This window comes from Embleya sp. NPDC059237, from assembly GCF_042754105.1.
Lineage (GTDB): Bacteria > Actinomycetota > Actinomycetes > Streptomycetales > Streptomycetaceae > Embleya.
In genome coordinates, this window is record NZ_JBHZAE010000009.1 from 265897 (window position 1) to 285326 (window position 19430).

General features: G+C 73.0%; 13 protein-coding genes. 7 read left to right on the forward strand and 6 right to left on the reverse strand.

Going from position 1 to position 19430, the window contains the following annotated elements:
- Positions 1–140 precede the first annotated feature (140 nt).
- Positions 141–1382 (reverse strand): D-alanyl-D-alanine carboxypeptidase family protein, encoded by a 1242-nt coding sequence (locus tag ACFXKZ_RS27815; RefSeq protein WP_380003751.1) that lies wholly within the window; start codon positions 1380–1382, stop codon positions 141–143.
- Between the two features lie 122 nt (positions 1383–1504).
- Here ACFXKZ_RS27815 and ACFXKZ_RS27820 point away from each other — a divergent pair, with 122 nt between their 5' ends.
- The 5 genes from ACFXKZ_RS27820 (at position 1505) to ACFXKZ_RS27840 (ending at position 9720) form a co-directional block, all read left to right on the forward strand.
- Positions 1505–2185, forward strand: a complete 681-nt coding sequence (locus tag ACFXKZ_RS27820) for a response regulator (RefSeq protein ID WP_380003752.1) — start codon at positions 1505–1507, stop codon at positions 2183–2185.
- Positions 2186–2292: 107 nt separating this feature from the next.
- Positions 2293–3702, forward strand: coding sequence for an ATP-binding protein (locus ACFXKZ_RS27825; RefSeq protein ID WP_380003895.1), 1410 nt, complete (start codon positions 2293–2295; stop codon positions 3700–3702).
- Positions 3703–3725: 23 nt separating this feature from the next.
- The gene (locus ACFXKZ_RS27830) at positions 3726–4373 is read left to right on the forward strand and encodes a GerMN domain-containing protein (RefSeq protein ID WP_380003753.1); all 648 of its coding nucleotides are present in this window, start codon (positions 3726–3728) and stop codon (positions 4371–4373) included.
- A 173-nt stretch (positions 4374–4546) separates the two neighbouring features.
- Complete coding sequence (locus tag ACFXKZ_RS27835) at positions 4547–6217, forward strand: MFS transporter (protein WP_380003754.1); 1671 nt, start codon at positions 4547–4549, stop codon at positions 6215–6217.
- 308 nt (positions 6218–6525) lie between these two features.
- Positions 6526–9720, forward strand: a complete 3195-nt coding sequence (locus ACFXKZ_RS27840) for an acyl-CoA dehydrogenase family protein (RefSeq protein WP_380003755.1) — start codon at positions 6526–6528, stop codon at positions 9718–9720.
- 31 nt (positions 9721–9751) lie between these two features.
- On the opposite strand, the gene ACFXKZ_RS27845 is transcribed toward ACFXKZ_RS27840, so the two are convergent.
- The 3 genes from ACFXKZ_RS27845 to ACFXKZ_RS27855 all read right to left on the reverse strand — a co-directional run bounded on the left by ACFXKZ_RS27845 (position 9752) and on the right by ACFXKZ_RS27855 (position 13751).
- Positions 9752–12421 carry an AAA family ATPase gene (locus ACFXKZ_RS27845; protein WP_380003756.1) on the reverse strand — a complete coding sequence of 890 codons (2670 nt, stop codon included), beginning with the start codon at positions 12419–12421 and terminating at the stop codon, positions 9752–9754.
- A 173-nt stretch (positions 12422–12594) separates the two neighbouring features.
- Positions 12595–13200 carry a TetR family transcriptional regulator gene (locus ACFXKZ_RS27850; RefSeq protein WP_380003757.1) on the reverse strand — a complete coding sequence of 202 codons (606 nt, stop codon included), beginning with the start codon at positions 13198–13200 and terminating at the stop codon, positions 12595–12597.
- An 86-nt stretch (positions 13201–13286) separates the two neighbouring features.
- Entirely contained in the window at positions 13287–13751 is a 465-nt protein-coding gene (locus ACFXKZ_RS27855; protein ID WP_380003758.1) for a VOC family protein, read from the reverse strand.
- Positions 13752–14258: 507 nt separating this feature from the next.
- On the opposite strand from ACFXKZ_RS27855, the gene ACFXKZ_RS27860 reads away from it, so the two are divergent.
- The gene (locus tag ACFXKZ_RS27860; RefSeq protein WP_380003759.1) at positions 14259–15146 is read left to right on the forward strand and encodes a polysaccharide deacetylase family protein; all 888 of its coding nucleotides are present in this window, start codon (positions 14259–14261) and stop codon (positions 15144–15146) included.
- Positions 15147–15300: 154 nt separating this feature from the next.
- Here ACFXKZ_RS27860 and ACFXKZ_RS27865 read toward each other — a convergent pair whose 3' ends face one another.
- Together ACFXKZ_RS27865 and ACFXKZ_RS27870 are read right to left on the reverse strand one after the other, a co-directional pair.
- Entirely contained in the window at positions 15301–15999 is a 699-nt protein-coding gene (locus tag ACFXKZ_RS27865; RefSeq protein WP_380003760.1) for a response regulator, read from the reverse strand.
- The gene (locus ACFXKZ_RS27870) at positions 15996–17627 is read right to left on the reverse strand and encodes an ATP-binding protein (RefSeq protein WP_380003761.1); all 1632 of its coding nucleotides are present in this window, start codon (positions 17625–17627) and stop codon (positions 15996–15998) included. Before ACFXKZ_RS27870 ends, ACFXKZ_RS27865 begins: the two co-directional genes overlap by 4 nt.
- Positions 17628–17880: 253 nt before the next feature.
- On the opposite strand from ACFXKZ_RS27870, the gene dctA reads away from it, so the two are divergent.
- Entirely contained in the window at positions 17881–19323 is a 1443-nt protein-coding gene (dctA, locus tag ACFXKZ_RS27875) for a C4-dicarboxylate transporter DctA (protein ID WP_380003762.1), read from the forward strand.
- Positions 19324–19430 lie beyond the last annotated feature (107 nt).

A 19430-nucleotide genomic window follows, 5' to 3' on the forward strand; every position in this document is an offset into this window, starting at 1 on the left:
CCGAGCCTTGCGGGAGCCTCGGTCACTGTAGGAGGAGGGGCGGGGTGGGGCCATCGAATTTCGGCCGGGTGGGGGTGGGTGGTACGGGGCGGTCGGCACGGGGCGCGGGGCGCCGGGGCGTGGGGATGACGGCTGACGGCTTACGGCTTTCCGACCGACGTGAGGAGCTTTTCGGATTCGGAGATCGCGGCGGCTGCGGTCTTGCCTCGGTGCTGGGACATGACCGCGCCGATGATCAGGTGCTTGCGGCCGTTGAGTTGGCGTTCGGCGGCGAAGACCAGATTGGCGCCGGCGGGGGTGGTGAAGCCGGTTTTGCCGGCTACCACGCCGTCCCGGCCCAGGAGCGAGTTCCCGTTGGGCTTGGTGGCTCGGGCGGAGTCGGTGTAGGAGGGGACGCCGGCGATCGAGGCGAAGCCCGGGTCGCGCATGGCCGCGCCGAACAGCTTGACCTGGTCGGCGGCGGTGCTCACGGTGGCGGGGTCGTAGCCGCTGGGGTCGGTGTACGTGGTGTTCGTCATGCCCAACTCGCGGGCGGTGCGGTTCATTCGGGCCACGAACGCCGCGTCGCCGCCGTCGACCCAGCGGGCGATCTCGTGGGCGATGTTGTTCGCCGACACCACCATCAGCGCCTCCAGGGCCCGGCGTTGGGTGAAGGTCTCGCCCGCCGTGATCGGGGTCAGGCTCTCCGAGCGACGCAGCCGGTCGGCGGAGCGGGCGGCCTCCTCGGCGGAGATGGTGAAGGACGGTCCCGAGCTGCCGGCCGCGAGCGGCTTGGCTTTGAGGAAGACGTACGCGGTCATCACCTTGGCCACGCTCGCGGTCGGCGTCGGCTTGGCGGTGCCGGAGGTGAGGGGCGTGCGGGCGCCGTCCACGGACAGCGCCGCCTGGCCGTCCTTGGGCCAATCGGGTTGGAGCGTGAGGTCGCCGTCGGTGGCGGAGACGGTCGCGGTCACCGGGGCGGTACGCGTGGCCGGCCCGGAATCGTCCGCACAACCGGCGACCAGCGCGAGCAACGCCCCGACGACCAGCGCGGCCGGCCCTCGCAACGACCGACGTCGACCGGCGAGAGCGGCGGGGCGCTTCGCGGAGGCGCGACGGTGGGGGCCGGGGCCGGGGCCGGGGCCGGTGGCGGTGGCGGGGGCGATGGCGGCGGATCCGGCGGCGGCCGGATCGGCGGCGGGGGCCGAGACCAGGGCGGCGGTGACCGGGACCGACGTGGGAGCCGAACCCGCGACGTGGTCGGTGACACGGGTGGCGGCGGCCGGGACCCGGGCGGGCCCGGAGTCCCCGGCTCGGTGGGCCCTGGTGTCGCTGGGCACGGCGGCGGCTTTCGTTGTTTTCGGGGTGGTCGCCTGCGTGGTGGCGACGTCGTAAGGCTTCATGGGATCGACCATGGCGACCTCGGATGACCGCATTCGGCCGGGAACAAGACCGTTGTGTCACAACCCGCGCGATCGGCCGGTGGTGCGGGATTCGGGGTGGGGGGCTGTTCGATACTGACCCAATGGTTCGTGTGCTCTTGATCGAAGACGACCCCGCCGTGGCCGAGGGGTTGGCCCTCGGGCTGCGCCGACAGGGCTACACCGCCCAGGTGCGGCACAGCGGCGAGGAGGGGCTGGCCGGGGTGGCCGAATTCGATCCCGACCTCGTCGTGCTGGACGTGATGCTGCCCGGCATCGACGGCTTCGAGGTGTGCCGGCGGATCCGGCGGGCCGGCACGCTGCCGGTGATCATGTTGACCGCGCGCGACGAGGACATGGACATCGTGGTGGGTCTGGAAGCCGGCGCCGACGACTACGTGGTCAAGCCCGTGCAGTCCCGGGTCCTGGAGGCGCGGATCCGGGCGGTACTGCGGCGCGCCGACTCGGCCACGCCCGCCGGTCGCCGGGAGGCGCACGGCGACCTGACCCTGGACCGCACCGCGCTGACCGTGTCCAAGGGCGGCCGGCCGATCCCCCTCGCCCCCTCCGAACTGCGGCTGCTCCTGGCGCTGTCCGCCGCCCCCGGCCGGGTGTTCAGCCGGGGCCAACTGCTCGAAGCGGTCTGGGAACACCCGTACCTGGGCGACAGCCGACTGGTGGACGCGTGTGTCAAACGGCTGCGGATCAAGATCGAGGACGCGGAGCGGCCCGCCCGATACATCCAGACCGTGCGCGGCTTCGGCTATCGGTTCGGCCCGCTGTGAGTGGGTCCGGTGGCGGGCTGCGCGGGCTGCGTGCCACGCCGCGTGCCGTACTGCGCGGGCTGCGCGGCCTGCGGGTGCGGCTGGCGGCGGCCTGTCTGCTGGTGGCCATGTTCGCCGCGCTGACGACGGCCGCGCTGACCTACCGTGAGGCGCGCGGCGCGATGTTGCAGCGGGCCCAGGACTCGACGGTGCACTCGGTACGCGACCGGGTCCAGACCGTCGCGCGGTTGACGCCGTACCCGCCCGACCAGGCCGCGCTGGAGCGGATCGCCGCACTCGTGGACCCCCGCACCCGCACCGACCACTGGGCGGTGGCGGTCGGATATCGGGACATGTGGGCGACGACCACTCGCGACTTCGGGCCGAGCCAGATCCCCACCGAACTGCGGGGCACCGTCGCCGGGCGCACCGCGACCGCCTTCCAACGGGTGCGCCGCAACGGACGGGTGCTGCTCGCGGTCGGTGTGCCGATCGCCTTCAGTGGCACGGGCCGGACCACCGCCTCCGGGGTGGAGGTCTACGTGATGACGCCGATGCAGACCCAGGTGGAGGAGGAGGCCGCCCTGGTCCGCGCCGCACGCAACGGCGCCATCCCCGCGGTGCTGGCCGCGCTGGTCCTGGCGCTGATCGTCGCGGGCGGCGTGCTGCGCCCGGTCCGGGCCCTACAGCGGGCCACCCGGCGACTGGCCCGGGGCCGCCTGGACACCCGCCTCCAGGTCAAGGGCGGGGACGAACTCGCCGAGCTGGCACAGGACTTCAACCACACCGCGGCGGCGCTGGAGGAACACGACGCGCGGCTGCGCAGACTGGAGGCGCGGGCCCGGGCGTTCGCCGCGGACGTCTCGCACGAACTGCGCACCCCGCTGGCCGCGATGACCGCGGTGACCGACGTACTGGACGAGGACGCCGCGGCCGAACACCTGGACCCCGACACGGCCGCGGCACTGCGACTGATCTCCTCGGAGACCGGCAAGCTCACCCGGCTGGTCGACGACCTGATGGAGATCTCCCGCTTCGACGCGCGCGCCGCCGCGCTGCACGTGGACGAGTTGGACATGGCGGAGGCGGTCCGCCGCTGCCTGGCCGCGCGGGGGTGGCGGGACGCGGTGACGACCCGGCTGCCGGAGGGGATCCGGGCCGAGGTCGACCCGCGGCGGCTGGACGTGGTGGTGGCCAACCTGGTCGGCAACGCGCTGCGCCACGGTGCGCCGCCGGTGGAGGTGGCGCTGGCGGCCGAGCGGCGCGACGACGGCGACTGGGTCGTACTCACCGTCGCCGACCGGGGTCCCGGACTCGCCGCGGAAACCCTGGATCGGGTCTTCGAGCGTTTCTTCAAGGCCGATGCGGCGCGCACCCGTTCGTCCGGCAGCGGCCTGGGCATGGCGATCACGTTGGAGAACGTCCGGCTGCACGACGGACTCATCCGGGCGGCGAACCGCCCTGACGGAGGTGCGGAGTTCACGGTGGAACTGCCTCGCCATGCCCGCGTCGGCACCGAAGGTCGGGAGGACGGATGAGGGTGCGGCAGCTGCGGAGGCGGATGGGGACGAAGCACGGGAACGGGGACGCCCGACTGCGACTGCCGTTCCTGGCGGCGGTGTTGCTCGCGGTCGGGGCCGGCTGCGGGATTCCGGCCACCGGCGCGATCGAGGCGGGTCAGCCGGCCGACGGCATCATTCCGCCCGCCGACGCGAACCATCCGAGTGGGGTGTACGTGTACATGGTCGACGCCCACCGGGTCGTCCCCGAGTTGCGCACCTCGTCCGGCGGCGACAGTCCGCAGGCCGCGATCGACCTGCTGCTCGCGGGGCCGACGCGTGAGGAGACGCTGACGGGTGTGAGTACGGCGATCCCGGCGGGGGTCGGCCCCGCGCGGGTGACGGTGGTCGAGTACGGCACGCTCCGGGTGGAGCTGGCCGGCGCGAGTCCGCTCGGCGAGACCGCGCTGGAGCAGGTGATCTGTACCGCCGCGACGGCCGGCAGCCGCAATCTCCCCGGTGGCGGCTCGGGCGCGGTCTCGGTGATCACCCCCGTCCAGCGCGCCGAGAACCGGGCCTGCCCGACGTCGCTCGTCGGTACCTCCGGCGGCTCCGGGAGCGCGCTCCCGCCTCGTCGGCCCGGCTCGGGGCCGGAGACCGCCGAGCAGGTGGCCCCCGGCCGCCTTCCGCCCGTCCCGCCGGCCGACTGATCGAAGGGGCCGTGGTGGGCTGCGGGGGTATCCGGCGCCGACGCGAGGCAAGAATCAACGCGCGTAGATACTGTTGGGGTCGAAAATAATAGGAGTAGGCTCCGAAATCGGAGTCGGCTTTTAAAAGAATGTCTGCTCCCAGGGTGAGTCGAGCCTCGACAAGGGAGCAGCGCATGGGCGCGCCGGGAATGGTGGGCGAGGCGGGGACGGCGGCGGTGGGCGCGGTCGGTGTCGGGCGCCGCAGGTGGTGGGCGTTGGCCGCGTTGAGTCTGGCCATGTTGGCGGTGGGGCTGGATGGCACCGTGCTGAGTGTGGCCCTGCCGAGGTTGGCGGGGGATCTGGAGGCGACGGCTTCGGATTTGCAGTGGTTCTCGTCCTCGTACCTGCTGTTCCTGGCGGTGGCGATGTTGCCGATGGGGCTGCTCGGCGATCGGCTGGGGCACAAGCGGGTGTTGGTCGTCTCGCTGTCGTTGTTCGCGCTGTCGTCGGCGGGGTGTGCGTACGCCATGACGCCCGGGTGGTTCATCGCGGCGCGTGCGGTGCTCGGGGTGGCCGGCGCGGGGATCGTGGTGATGGCGTTGTCGGCGTTGACGGTGTTGTTCCCGGTGGACGAGCGGCCGCGGGCCGTGGGGGTGTGGTCGGCGGCGAACTTCCTTGCGCTGCCCCTGGGTCCGCTGCTCGGCGGGTGGATGCTGACGCATCTGTGGTGGGGGTGGGTGTTCCTGATCAACGTGCCGGTCGCGTTGGTGGGTGTGGCGGTGGTGTCGGTATTGGTTCCGGGGACGGGGACGGGGACGGGGACGGGGACGGGGACGGGGACGGCGGCGGAGGCCGCCGTGGGGCGTCGGTCGCGGCCGGATCTGGTCGGGGTGTTGTTGTCCACCGGTGGATTGGCGTGTGTGACCCTCGGGTTGATTCGGGCGGGGGAGCACGGCTGGGACGACGCTTGGGCTTGGGGGTCGATCGGCGGCGGCCTGGTGCTGCTCGCCGCGTTCGGGCGATATGAGCATCGGCTCGGGTGTCGGCGCGGTGGGCAACCCCTGCTGGATCTGCGGGTGTTCGCGTCGAGGTCGTACACGTGGGGTGTGGTGCTGATCGGTATCGCGGTGTTCGCGAACATCGGAGTGTTGTTCACGATGCCGCAGTACTTCCAGGCGGTGCGGGGCACCGACGCGATGGGTTCGGGGGCGCGGTTGTTGCCGATCATCGGCGGGTTGGTGATCGGGGCGGTGCCGGCGGATCGGGTGTCCCGGGTATTGGGGGTCAAGGTCGCGGTGGCGGTCGGGTTCGTGCTGATGGCGGTGGGGCTGTTGATGGGCGGGGAGACGGGTGTGCGGTCGAGTACGTGGTTCGTCGCGTTGTGGATGGGGCTGAGCGGGGCGGGGATGGGGCTGGCGATGGCGACGTCGACATCCGCCGCGCTGTCGGAGGTGTCGGAGGGGCGCAGCGGGGTGGAGGCCGCGGTGTTGCAGGCGGCGAACAAGGTGGGTGCGCCGTTCGGTTCGGCGATTTTGGGCAGTGTGGCGCTGACCGGGTATCGGGATCGGCTGCGGGTTCCGGATCTGTCCGCCGCCGACCTGCACACCGCCCGTTCCGGGGTGTTCGGCGGCACGGAGGTCGCGGGCAGGGTCGGCTCGGCGCCGATGTCGGCCTCGGTGCGGGGGGCGTTCGTACACGGGATGGATCTGGCCCTGATCGTGTCGGGCGGCGTCGCGGTGCTCGGGTTGATCGTCGCGCTCGTGTTCATGCCGGGGGCGGGGCGGCGGGGTGGCGGGGTCTGGTGGAGGCGACGCGGCGTGGTTGATTCGGCGCCGGGATCCCAACCGGTCGGCGCGGAGGGGTGATTGGCGACCCCGGGTCGAGTAGGGGGCGATCGGACCCGGGGTAAGGGCCGGGTCAGGGGTTCCCCCGGTCGTGGTCGGGTTCATACGCTGGCCGAGCCAACCGGTTGACCGCCGGGTCGTCGTGCCCAGCGACGGCCCGGCAAGCCACGACCGGAGCGCGGGGGGTCGCGTCGGCCGCCGGAGGGGATCCGGGAGCGCCGTACGCGCCGGGTCACCGTACGCACCGGATCACCGTCCGCGAACTCCCGTCGAATCGGCAGGGGTTCGCGGACGCACGGTTCGGCGCCATCGCCGAAGGGAGCCGCGCCATGCATGTGTCGCGCCGGGACGAGGTCGAGGGGTTTGCCGGGGCCGAAGGGTTGGCGGGGGGTGGGGAGTCCGCCGAGGCCGAAGACCTCGCCGGAGACGGGGGGTTCGCCGAGGTCGCGGCGGGGCTGATCGCCCGGCACTGGGGAGGAGCCGCCGCCGCGCCGACGGGAGATCTGGATCGGCTGTGGGAAATGGGCGCCGGGCACGGCTGGTTCGACCTCGGGCGCGAGGACGATCTCGCCGCCTCGATCACGCTGGCCCGGGTGCTCGGTCGGGCCGCGTGTCCGTTGCCCGTGTCGGCGGGATTCGTCGCGGCACGGTTGTTCGCCGAACATGTCGGGCTGGCCTCGGCGATCGGCGACGGCGGCGTCCGGGTGGCGACGGCGTTGCCGGGTGATCCGGGGATGCCGGGGGCCGGTTGCCTGGTCGAGGCGGGCGACGTGGCCAGCCACGTCCTACAACTGCCGCCCGGCGGTGGGCAGATGGGGCTGCATCGGATCGAGGCCGTCGACCCGGTCGAGGACTTGGCGGTGCCGGGGTGGACCCGGGCCCGCCTCGGCTCGGCGCTGGCCTACCTCGAACTCTCCGCCGCCGAGGCCGATCGTGCGGTGACGGTGCTGCGGCTCGGCTGGGCCGCACGGGCGCTCGGCGCCGCGGAACGGGTGGCGGGGGCGGCGCTCGCGCACGCCAGGGTGCGTACTCGGGCCGGCGAGCCGGTGGGTGCGTTTGCCGCGGTGCGGCAGCGGGCCGATCGTATGGAACTGGGCGCGGGCGATCTGTTGATCGCCGACGCGGTGCGGCGCTATGCGGAGGGCGCGGGTGATTGGGCGATCGCCGCCGAGTTGGCCGTCGCGCAGGTCCGGCGGGTCGCGCCGCGTGTACGGTTCGGCGCACACCATGAGCCGGCCGTGGCCGGCTGCTCCGACGAACACGAGACGCCGTGGTTGTTCCATCGGGTACGGGCCGACCTGGCCTGCCTGCGCGCGTTCGCGGCGCCCGGCGGGGACGCGGCGGATCGGCTGCTGGAGGAGACCCCGGGTGGCGACACCGCGGCGGGCGCCGCCGTGCACGGGACAGGTGTTCGTACGTCCGCCCTGCCGGACCCGTGGCTGGGTCCGGACGGCGAGGCCGTGCGGGAGGCGTGCCGCAAGGTGGCATCGGGGCGGTGGGGGCCGACGGCGTCGGCGGCGGGGCCGGGATCGGAGGGGGTGCCGGACACGGGATCGGGATCGGAGCGGGGGGCGGAATCGGAGCGGGAACCGGGAGCGGAGGGGGAGCCGGGGGCGGAGGCGGAATTGGAATCGCAATCGGAATCGGAATCGGAACCGCAATCGACTTCGCGACGGGAGACGGGGCCGGGGTCGCAGCAGAGGCCGGAGGCCGCGAACGCGGCGGCGTACTCGTCGGGTTCGGCAGCACCGCCGCCGTTGCCCGCCTCCGCGCCCGCCTCGGAGGAGCCCGCCTCCGCGCCTGCCTCGGACGGACGGGCCGCGCTCACGTCCACCGCGTCTGAGGTTGCCGGGCCCGTCTCGGCCACGCGTGCCTCCGCTGCGCCCGTGACCACCGCGCCCATGTCCGCCTCGCCCACCTTGGCCGCGCCAACGTCCGCCTCGGGTGCCCCCGTCTCGGCCGTGCCTGCGTCTGCCTCGGGCGTGTCCGGCGCGTCCACGCCCGCCGTGCCCTCGTCCACCGTGTCTGCGTCTGCCGGGCCCGTCTCGGCCACGCCCGCCTTCGCTGCGCCGATGTCCGCCTCGCCTACCTTGGCCGCGCCCGCGTCTGCCTCGGGCGTCCCCGTCTCGGCTGTGCCTGCGTCTGCCTCGGGCGTGTCCGGCGCGTCCACGCCCGCCGTGTCCACGTTCGCCGCGTTTGCGTCTGCCGGGCCCGGCTTGGCCACGCCGGCCTCCGCTGCGCCGATGTCCGCCTCGCCTACCTTGGCCGCGCCCGCGCCCGCGCCCACCATGCCTGCGTGCGCTGGGCCCGTCTCGGTTGCCGTTTCCGCTGCGCCCACGTCCGACTCGGCTGCGGCTGTTTCCGGGCGGGGGGCTGTCGTGCGGTCCGATTTCGGGCGGGTTGGCGGGGCCTGTTTCGTTGCCTCGCCGGATGGTGACGGCGTTGATGATCCCGCGGTCGTGGCAGAGGCTGCCGGGCATGGGTGGTTTGCGCTCGGGTGGTCGGGGGCGCACGGTGGGGGCGGGGGAACTCCCGCCGAGCGGTTCGCGCTTCGGCAGGAGGTCTGCCGGCTTCGGCTGCCGATCCTGGACGCGCTGACCACCGCGACCGTGTTCGGCCCGGCGATCGCCCGGTACGGCTCGGCGGAGCAGCGAGCGCGGCTGTTGCCGGCGTTGCGGGAGGGCACGATTCGGATCGCGTTGGGATACCGGTGGTCCGAGGCCGACTTCGATCCGGCCGCGGTGCGGGCGAGTGCGGTCCGTACCGGTGCCGGCGAGCGGGACGACTGGATCCTCACCGGCGCGCGGATATGGACGGCCGACGCACATCGCGCCCACCGGATGTGGCTGGTGGCCCGTACCGACGCCGACGTCGAGTCGCCGCGTGCCGGGCTCACCGTCTTTCTGGTGCCCACCGACGCGCCGGGCGTACTGCTGCGACCGCATCGTTCGCCGGCAGGCGAGAGCGGGTGCATCGTGTTGCTCGACGAGGTCCGGGTATCCGACTCGGCCAGGATCGGTGCCGTGGGCGGTGGTTGGGCGCCGGTCGCCGAGACGTTCGCCGCCGAGCCGATCCTGCTCGGCGACGTCGCGGCCACGTTGCATCGTCGCCTGACGGACCTGATCGGACTGCTGCGTGCGGGCGCCGGGACACGGCCCGTGGCGGGTGCTCGTGGGTCCGCGGCCCGAGCCGCGGTGGCCGAACTGGCCGTGCGGACCCAGGCCGTGCGGCTCCTGGCCGCCGCCGCGGCGGTACCCGCGCCGGGCGGCCGGGCGGAGCATCCGCGTCTGCACGCCTCGGCGGCTCGGGTACTCGGTGCCGAACTGGCCGCCGACTTCGGCCCGATCGGCCTCGAACTTCTCGGCCCCGCAGCGGTCCTGGGCGCCGGCGCCCCGGGCGCACCGGGAGCCGGAGGCTTCGAGCCGGAACTGTGGCCCGCCCCGCCCTACACCCCGGCCGGCGACACCGACGACCTGCACCACGACCTACTGGCCCACTCCCTCGGCCTACCTGCCCGTGTGTGACACGTTCGGCGACCTCGACGACTCCGAACGATCAGACTCTGTGGAGGCCCGTGCGCAGGTGGGACGGGAGTTCTCGGCGGTTCTTGATGTCCAGCTTTCGGTAGACCCTGGTGAGGTGTTGCTCGACGGTGCTGACCGTGATGAACAGTTCCTCCGAGATGCCTCGGTTGCTGTACCCGCAGGCGGCGAGCGCCGCCACACGCTTCTCCGATTCGCTGAGGTTGGTGTCGCCGGTGGTGGGGGTGCCGGTGGAGGCGGTGAGCAGGTCGGCGTACGCGTGCGCGACGGCGCGGTAGCGCGGGCGGGCGCCGCAGTCGCGGGTGAGGTGCCAGACGCGGCTTTGGAGCGTTGCGGCGCGGGCCGGTTCGGCCCGGGCGCGGTACGACTCGGCCAGGGCTTCGAGAGTGTGGGCCAGTTCCAGGGGGTCCTCGGAGCGGCGCAGTGCCTCGACCGCCTGGGTGAGCAGTTCCGGGCGCTCGGCGACGTCCACCGTCATCGCCCGCAGGCGCAACGCCGTGCCGCGGACCCGGCCGTCCCCGGGACCGCACAGCCGCAACTGCTCGACCACCAACCGCCGGGCCCGCTCGGTCTCGTCCAGGCGCAGCAGCGCCTCCGCGACGTCGGTTCGCCACGGGATCAGGAACGGCTGGTCGACCCGCCAGGTGTGGACCAGCCAGGCCACGTGCAGGAAGTCGGCGAGCGCCGCGCGGGCCCGGTCGGTGGCCAGGTGGAAGCGGCCCCGGGCGCGGAGGTAGGTGAGGCCGTGCAGGCTGGAGTACAGCGCCTTGGTGACCGGCCGGTTCACCTGACGGGCCGCGGCCTCGTAGTCGCCCATCGCGGTGTACACCGAGATCAGCCCGGCCAGCGGGCCGCCGAGGTACAGGCTGCCGGTGTGCTCGGGCATCGCCGCCATCGCCTGACGTGCGTAGCCTTCCGCGTCCGGCAGCCGCCCCTGACGCAGCGCCGCTTCGGCACACGCGGAGGCGAACACCGCCACCCAGCCGGGGGCTTCGCGCCGGATCGATTCGGCAAGGAAGTCCCGGCAGTGCGCCTCCGCGGCGCCCGCCCGGTCGCGGGCGATCAGCAACCGCGCGGCGGTGACGATCGGGAACAGCGTCACGTCCGTCAGCCCCGACACGCGCAGGAGCTGTTCGGCGGCCTCCAGCCGCTCGGCCGGATCGGTCGCCGACGCGCTCGGGCCGGGATCGTCCGACCACGGGAACGGCACGTCCGACTCGACGTATTCGACCCACTCGGCTCGGGGGTCGGTGCGCTTGCGGAGCCGGTCGAACACCTCGCGCGCCGCGTCGAGCCGGCCGTGGGCGCGCAGTTGTCGGGCCACCGAGGCCATGCTCGACTCGGGCAGGTCGCCGACCGCGAGCGCGGTCAACGGCTCGCCCAGGCAACGCTGTTCGGCGGCGCTCGGGTTGAGCCGCCAGGAGATCTCGGCCAGTCGCACATGGATCTCGGCCCGAATCGAGGGGTCGCGGCACTGTTCGGCGGCCAACTCCAGGTAGTCGATGGCACGTCGGGCCCGGTCCCGGGACAACGCCTCCTCGGCGCCCTCGCGCAACACGCCCACCGCCCACGGGTCCGGGACATCGCGCGCGGCGAGCAGGTGCCGGGCCGTCCGCGCCGCCGGGGCGCCCTCATGTCGCAGGATCGTGGCCGCCCGGCGGTGCAGCGCGCCCTGCTCGGCCGGATCCAGGCTGTCCAGCAGCGCGGTTCGGGCTGCCCGGCGCAGGCGGTCCTCCTCGATCAGGCCGGCGGCGGCCAGGGCGCCCAGGCCCTGTGCGGTGGCCACCGGAGTGGTGCCGGCGAGCGCGCCCGATACCTCGGCGGACGCGGGTGCGCCCAGGATCGCCAGCGCCTTGGCCACCCGCCACATGCCGCCGCCGCCGCGTCGCAGGCAGGCGCGTACCGCCTGGCTGTACGGGCCGCCGGGCGCGGGCCGCAGCGGGGTCGTGGCGGGACGTTCGGTTGCCGATCGCAACTCCTCGACCAGCGCGCGGAGCAACAGCGGGTTGCCGCCGGTGATTTCGTGGAACTCGCGGGCATGCTCCCGCCCCGGCGGGTCGAACCCCACGGCCGACAGCTCGGCCACGCCGGCCGGGCTCAGCGGGGCGAGCCGGATCCGGCGCAGTCCCGGTTGGCGCAGGAACTCCGTGTCCAGCTGCGGGTCCTGCAGCGTCGGGCCCGGGGAACGGGCGAACAGCACCAGGACCCGGGCCCGGGTGGAGTGGCGGCCCAGGTGCAGCAGGCACTGGACGGACGCGGCGTCGGCGTGCTGGAGGTCGTCCACGCACACCACCACCGGGTGCCGACGCGCGACGTCGTGCAGCGCGGTGGTGAGCCGGCGGGCCGCGCGCGGCGCGTCGCCGTCGTCGAGCATCTCGGCCGGCGGCGCGGCGAGTTCGGCGGGTAGGGCCGGGCCGTCCAGGAACTGGCGGAGCATGCCCAGTGGTTGCCCGCTCGTGGTGCGCGATCCGGTCGCGGTCAGCAGCAGTGCGCCGATGTCGCCGGCCCGTTCGCCGACCCAGGACAACGTTTCGGTCTTGCCGCAGCCGACCCCCGCCTCGATCAGGACGATGCCGCCCTGCGCCTCGGCGCACTCCTTGAGCGCGGTGCGTAACCTGCCGAATTCCGGACCTCGTTCGATGAACTCCATGGCCTCCGCGCGCCCCCAAATGTCGGCCTGCACACGTTCTCCCACCGGTGCATGAAACCCCGGTCACATGGAACAAGTCAACCATCGGTAACCGGCCATTGACCCGTAGTGACTGTAGGGGAGATCATCCGTGGCGGGAAGGTCCGGGCCCGGAATGCCCGCGATGGCCCGCCGAGTTGCGGTGGGCGGGGGTTTGAAGTCACGCACTAGAGCGGAAGGCCCGCCTCCAGGCGGGCGAGGGCGTCGTCGAGGGTGGTGATCAGATCCAGGTCCGGCTCGTCCGCCCAACGCACCATTGTGTCCAGCATGATGCCGAACGCGGCGCCCGTCAGCGCTCGGATCGCCGGATCGTCGGCGCCGTACCCGGTTCGCTCCGCGAGCAGCGCGGTGACCGTGCGCATGACCTCGACGAAGTTGGCGAAGCTCAGTCCGCGCAGCGTCGGCACCGACAACATCAGTACGGTTCGCCGCCGTGCCTCGGCCAGTTCGTCGGGGGTCAGCGTGGCCAACGTCTCGCGCAGCGCCGCCCGCAGTGTCGGGATCGGCGGCAGTTCCGCCGGCCGGCTGCGCAACGACTCCAGGAACACCGGGTCGTAGGCGTCGGAGAGGACCAGGTCCTCCTTGGTGGCGAAGTAGCGGAAGACCGTACTCGGCGCCACCTCGGCCGCCTCGGCGATCTGCTCGACCGTGGTCGCGTCGTAGCCCCGCTCGTCGAACAGCCGCAACGCCGCGCCCTGGATGGCCGCGCGTGTCCGAGCCTTCTTGCGCTCCCGGATCCCGACCGTCGGCGCTGCGGGGGAGGACGACGTCATCGGACACCTCATGCTCGGATACTCGGCGTCCGACCAGCGTACTGTCCGGGCCTCGGCCGGGCGTCGGGGCCGGGCGGCGTGTCCGGTCAGTCGCGGGCGGGGGCGGCCGGGGCCGGGCCCACCGCGACGCAGAACTCGTTGCCCTCGGGGTCGGCCATCACCACGTGATGACCCGTGTCTTCGACCAGCACCCGGCCGCCCGCCTCGACCAACCGCGCGGACTCGGCCTGGACGCGCGCCCACCGCTCCGCCGCGTCGGCGTGCCACGGGACCCGGATGTCCAGGTGCAGTCGGTTCTTCACGGTCTTCGGCTCGGGAACGGTCAGGATGCCCAGCCGGGGCCCGACCCCGTCGGGGTCGCACAACCAGGCCGCGTCCGTGATCACGCCGCCGACGATCTCCTCGTCGGGCGCGACGTGGGCCATCCACTCCAGGCGGGTCTTGAACGGGGCGGGCGGCGGCTCGTCGATGTAGCCGAGCGCGGTCTTCCAGAAGTCGGCCAGGAGCAGGGCATCGGCACAATCGAGCGTGAAGTCGATACGGGGAGCCATGCGCGCACGCTACCCGGCGCCTCCGACAACCAACGCCCGCCACGATCACCCGCTCGGGCAACAACGCCCATCGGCCGCCCCGACCAAGCGCAAGCCACATACGCGGCCGGCCCCGGCCTGCGCGGTGCGGGTCGGCCCGGTGTCGTTCGCCCGGCAAGGTGAGTGGTCGATCGGGTACGAGGGGCACTCGTGTGGCCGGAGGCTGCGCGACGGCCCACCCATGCGGCATGGGTCGGCGTGGTCTCGTTCGCGCGCACGCGGCCGTGCGGCGAGGCGGGCGGATGCGTCTGTGTGCCGGTTGGGGTGCTGGGTGCCGGGTGTTTGCGGTGATTCTCGTGCTGGGTGTGCTTGTGGGATTCGGCAGGTTGGGTGGGGGTGCTTGGTCTGGGGTGTTGGGGCTTGGGCAGGTGGGTTGGTTCGGGGGCGATTTGGGTGGCGTGGTCTTCTAGGGTGAGCGCTGTGTGGCGGGTGGCGTCGCGCGGGTGGGTCGGGTGGAGGAGCGGCGCGATGGATGTGGGCCGGCGGGTGGTGTTGGCGGCTGCGCTTGGTGGGCTGCTGGCGGGGTGTTCGGAGTCGGGGAAGACCGCCGCGCCCACGACGGCTCCGCCCCCGCCCGCCGCCGGGCGGCCCGCGCCGCCCGGCGGCGATGCGCCCCGGCCTACCGCGACCGTGCCGACGGCCGTCGGTCCGACCCGCGCGGAGATCGTCGCCCGGTACGGGAAGCAGACGCCCACCGGCTGGGGCCTCGAGGTGCCCGGGTCGTTGTCCCGGCTGCCGGGCAACGCCAAGGTGGCCGCGCTGACTTTCGACGCCTGTGGTGGCAAGGGCGGCAGCGAATACGACCGGGCCCTGATCGACTTCCTGCACGAACGCTCCGTGCCTGCGACGCTGTTCGTCAACTCCCGGTGGATCGACGAGAATCCGGCCGTACTGCGGCAACTGGCCGCCGATCCGCTGTTCGAGATCGCCAATCACGGCACCCGGCACCTGCCGCTGTCCGTGTCCGGGCGCTCGGCGTACGGGATCCCCGGGACCAAGGACGCGGGCGAGGTCTACGACGAGGTCTCCGGAAACCGGGCCAGGCTCACCGAACTGCTCGGCCACCCGCCGAAGTTCTTCCGCTCCGGGACCGCGTATTGCGACGACGTGGCGGCGAGGATCGTCACCGACCTCGGCGAGCGGTTCGCGAGCTTCCACGTGAACGCCGACGGCGGGGCCACCTTCACCCCCGAACAGGTCCGCAAGGCCTTGCGCGACGTACGCCCGGGTTCGGTCGTGATCGGCCACTTCAATCACCCACGCGGCGGCACGGCGGCCGGGATCCGCCTGGCCGTGCCCGAACTCCTCCAGCAGGGATACAAGTTCGTCCGCCTGTCGGACGCCCCACAGCCCTGAGCCGGGACGTCCCCCGCGAGCCGCCACCGGGCGATGCCAGGAGCCGTGGCCGACCGGCGGTCCGGGCCCGAACGGATTTCGGGTGGCCGGCGTCGAGCGGCGCGGGGTTCGTGTGGGCCCGGGGGTAGGGGGATGTGGGCGTCGCTCCGGCCGGCTAGCCGTTTGTGCCGGGTCGGTGCCAGCGGTAGATGTACTCCGGGCGGCCGGCGCCGCCGTAGCGGGGTTCGCGGGTTACCAGGCGGCGGGCGGACAGGTGGTCCAGGTAGCGCCGGGCCGTGGGGCGGGAGATGCCCAGTGCGGTGGCCACGTCGGCGGCCGAGGTGGCTGTGCCGGTGCCGAGTTGGGCCACGATGGCTTCGAAGGTGGCTGCGGCCAGGCCCTTGGGGAGCGGGGGTGAATCGGAGGTGCCGCGTAGGGCGGCGAAGGCGCCGTCGACCGCGTGTTGGCCGCCCGCCGCCGCCGGGGTGTCGACCTCGGCGATGCGGCGTCGGTATTCCGCGTAGCCGTCCAGGCGTTCGCGGAACGCGGCGAACGAGAACGGTTTGAGCAAATACTGCACCACGCCCAGGGACACCGCCGAGCGGACCAGGCGCAGATCACGCGCCGAGGTGACCGCGACCACGTCGGCCTCGTGGCCCTGCGCGCGCATGCTCCGGCACAGGTCGAGGCCGTGCAGGTCCGGGAGGTACAGGTCGAGCAGGACCAGGTCGACCCGGCGCGTGGACAACAGCCGCAGCGCCTCGGTGCCGCTGCCGGTGACGCCGGCGATCTCGAAGCCGGGGACGCGGCCGGTGAACACCGCGTGCGCGTCGGCGAGTACGGGGTCGTCCTCGACCACCAGGGTGCGGATCACGCGTCCTCCTCCGATCGCGGTCGCGGTACGGCGGCGGGCAGCCGGACGGTGAACACCGCGCCGCCGTCGGGGCCGCGCGCCACCTCCACGCTGCCCGCGTGCCGGGCCACCGTGGCACGGACCAGGGCCAGGCCGAGCCCGCGTCCCTGCGATCCGTACGCCTCCTTGGTGCTCCAGCCGCGCTCGAACACCCGGGTGGTGAGCGGTTCGTCGATCCCGGGCCCGCTGTCCGCCACCCGCAGCAGCAACGCGCCGTCGGCGTCCGGATCGGCGCCCACCGTCACCTGCACCGTGCGCGGCGGCGGCGCGGACACCGCGGCGTCGATCGCGTTGTCGACCAGATTCCCCAGCACCGTGACCAGATCGCGCGGATCGAAGCGGGCGGCCAGCGCGTCCAACGGGTCGGCGTCCGTGTCGGCGGCCGGCCCACCCGTCACGGTCAACTGCACGCCGCGCTCGGCGGCCTGCGCGTGCTTCCCGAACAGCAGTGCGGCCAGGGCCGGTTCGGACACCGCGTTGGTGAGTTCGTCGGCCAGGTCCTGGGCGGCGGCCAATTCGCCGGTGGCGAAGCGGATCGCCTCCTCGCCGCGCCCCAGTTCGACCAGCGCGACGACCGTGTGCAGCCGGTTGCCCGCCTCGTGGGCGGACGCGCGCAGAGCGTCGGCGAAGCCGCGCACCTGATCCAACTCACCCACCAGTGCCCGCAGTTCGGTGTGGTCCCGGAAGGTGGCCACCATCCGCCCGTCGCGCCCGGTCGGACTGACGTTGACCGCGAGCGCGCGAGTGCCGCACAGGTGGATCTGGTCCGCCACGGTGCGGCCCGCGGCGAGGGTGTCCGCCAGCGACTCGTCCAGGTCGAGCGCGCCCACGTGCCGACCCTCGAAGTCGGCCGGCAGTGCGAGCAGACGGACCGCCTCGTCGTTGGCCAACACCAGCCGACCGTCCGCGTCCACCACCGCCAGCCCCTCGCGCACCGCGTGCAACACCGCGTCGTGGTGCTCGTACACCCGCCGCAGCTCGACCGGTCCGAGCCCCAGCGTCTGCCGACGCAGCCGATGGTGCACCGCCATGCTCGCCGCACAGGCCAGGGCCAGCGCGCCGGCCGCGACGGTGAGCACGAGCGGGATCTCCGCGCCGACCAATGCATCGACGCGGCGATTGGTCACGCCGACCGAGACCAGCGCCACCGGCCGCCCGTCGGGGCCGAGGACCGGGACCACGGCCCGCACCGACGGGCCCAGGGTGCCGGTGTACGTCTCCGTGGTGGTCCGCCCGTGCGCGGCGCCGTCGATGTGGCCGAGGAAGGTCTTGCCGATCCGGGTCGGGTCCGGATGGGTGTACCGGATGCCCTCGACGCTCATCACCACCACGAAGTCGACCTTGTTCTCCCGGCGGATGGTCTCGGCCGTCGGCTGGAGGCGGGCGGTCGGGTCCGCCGAGCCGGCCGCCTCGGCCAGACCCGGGGATCGGGCCAGGGTGCGCGCCACGTCGAGCGCGCGTTCCCGGGCGGTCTGCGCGCCCGACCGATGCACGGCGTGCAGCGCCACGCCGGAGCCGGTCGCGACGAGGAGCAGGACGAGGGCGAGCTGCCACAGCAGGACTTGCCGCGCGATGCTCTGGTTGGCCATGCCGGAGATTATCGACGGACGTCCCGGGTCCGGGGCAAGACGTCCATTACCGAGGTTTCATCCACTTTGGTGGCATTCGGCAAAATTCTCGCCATGCGCGTAATGCGCGTAAGTCCCGGCCGGCGCCACGACCACGCCACGCTACGACGCGTATCGCGCCGACATGCCGATGTATCCGATGTGTCCGATCCCCGACGGGGCGCGCACCGGACCGCCGGCGGCGCCACACCCGTCCCCGACCGGGAGGCCCCCGATGCCCCAGGCCACCACATCCGACCACGACGCCGATACGCCCGGCGCGCCACCCACCCCACTGCCGCCCGCGCGCCGCCCCTGGTACACCCTGCTCTACGTCTGGGTACTCGTCGGGATCCTCGCCGGTGTCGTGGTCGGCGCCGCCTGGCCCGGCACCGGCGAGTCGCTGCGCCCACTCGGCGACACGTTCGTCAACGCGATCAGGATGGTGATCGCGCCGATCATCTTCGTCACCGTGGTCACCGGCATCGCGGGCGTGGACAACCTGCGCGGCGCCGGCCGGATCGGCTGGAAGTCGCTGGTGTACTTCGAGGCGCTGACCACGATCGCGCTGCTCCTGGGGCTCGTGGTGATGAACGTGCTGCGCCCCGGTGACGGCGTACACGCCGACGTGGGCTCGATGAAGGTCTCCGCGACCGCGCAGGGGTACATCGACAAGGGTCAGGCCCAGTCCTGGTGGCACTTCCTCACCGACCTGGTACCGAGCAGCGTGGTGGGTGCCTTCGCCGAGGGCGACGTGCTCCAGGTGCTCTTCTTCGCGGTCCTGTTCGGCGTCGCGATCAAGCTGGTCGGCCCGGCGGCAACGGGTGTGGCGGTCGGGGTGGAGAAGACCGGCCGGGTGTTGTTCGCGGTGTTGCGCGTGGTGATGTACGCGGCGCCGGTGGGAGCGTTCGGCGCGATGGCGTTCACCGTCGGCAGGTACGGGCTCGACACGCTGACCAGTCTGGGCAAGCTGGTGGCGATCTTCTACGGCACCAGTCTGTTTTTCGTGGTGGTGGTGCTCGGCGCGGTGCTGGCGGCGATTCGGCTGAACATCCTGCATCTGCTGCGCTATATGAAGGACGAGTTGTTGGTCGTGCTCGGCACCTCCTCCAGCGAGTCGGTGCTGCCGAGGTTGATCACGAAGATGGAGAACCTCGGCGTGCCGCGCCAGGTGGCCGGGTTGACCGTGCCCGGTGGCTACTCCTTCAACCTGGACGGGACCTGCATCTATCTGACCCTGGCCGCGCTCTACGTCGCCCAGGCGACCGACACCCCGCTGTCCCTGGGGCAACAACTGAGCCTGATCGCGGTGCTGTTGCTGACTTCCAAGGGCGCGGCGGGGGTGACCGGTTCGGGGTTCGTCGTGCTGGCCGCGACGTTGTCCACGGTCGGGCACGTGCCGGTGGCGGGGATCATGCTGGTGTTCGGCATCGACCGGTTCATGAGCGAGTGCCGGGCGCTGACCAACGTGTGTGGGAACAGCGTGGCATCGCTGGTGGTGGCCTCGTGGGAGGGCGTATTGGATCGGGAACGGGCCCGGAAGGTGTTGGCGGGGGTCACCCCGATCGAGCCGATCGCACCACCGGAGCCGGCACCGACACCGGCACCGACACCCGAGCAGGTGCCGGCCGCGTCGCCCCCGACCCTGGTGTCGACGACGAAGCCGACTCCCGCCTGAGCGCCGGCACCACCCCACGCGTCGTGGCGGGGCGATCGACCCCCGGGTTCCCCTCCGTGACGCGGTGCGACCCTAGACTGAGTGTTCTTTCGCGGGACCCGGGCGCC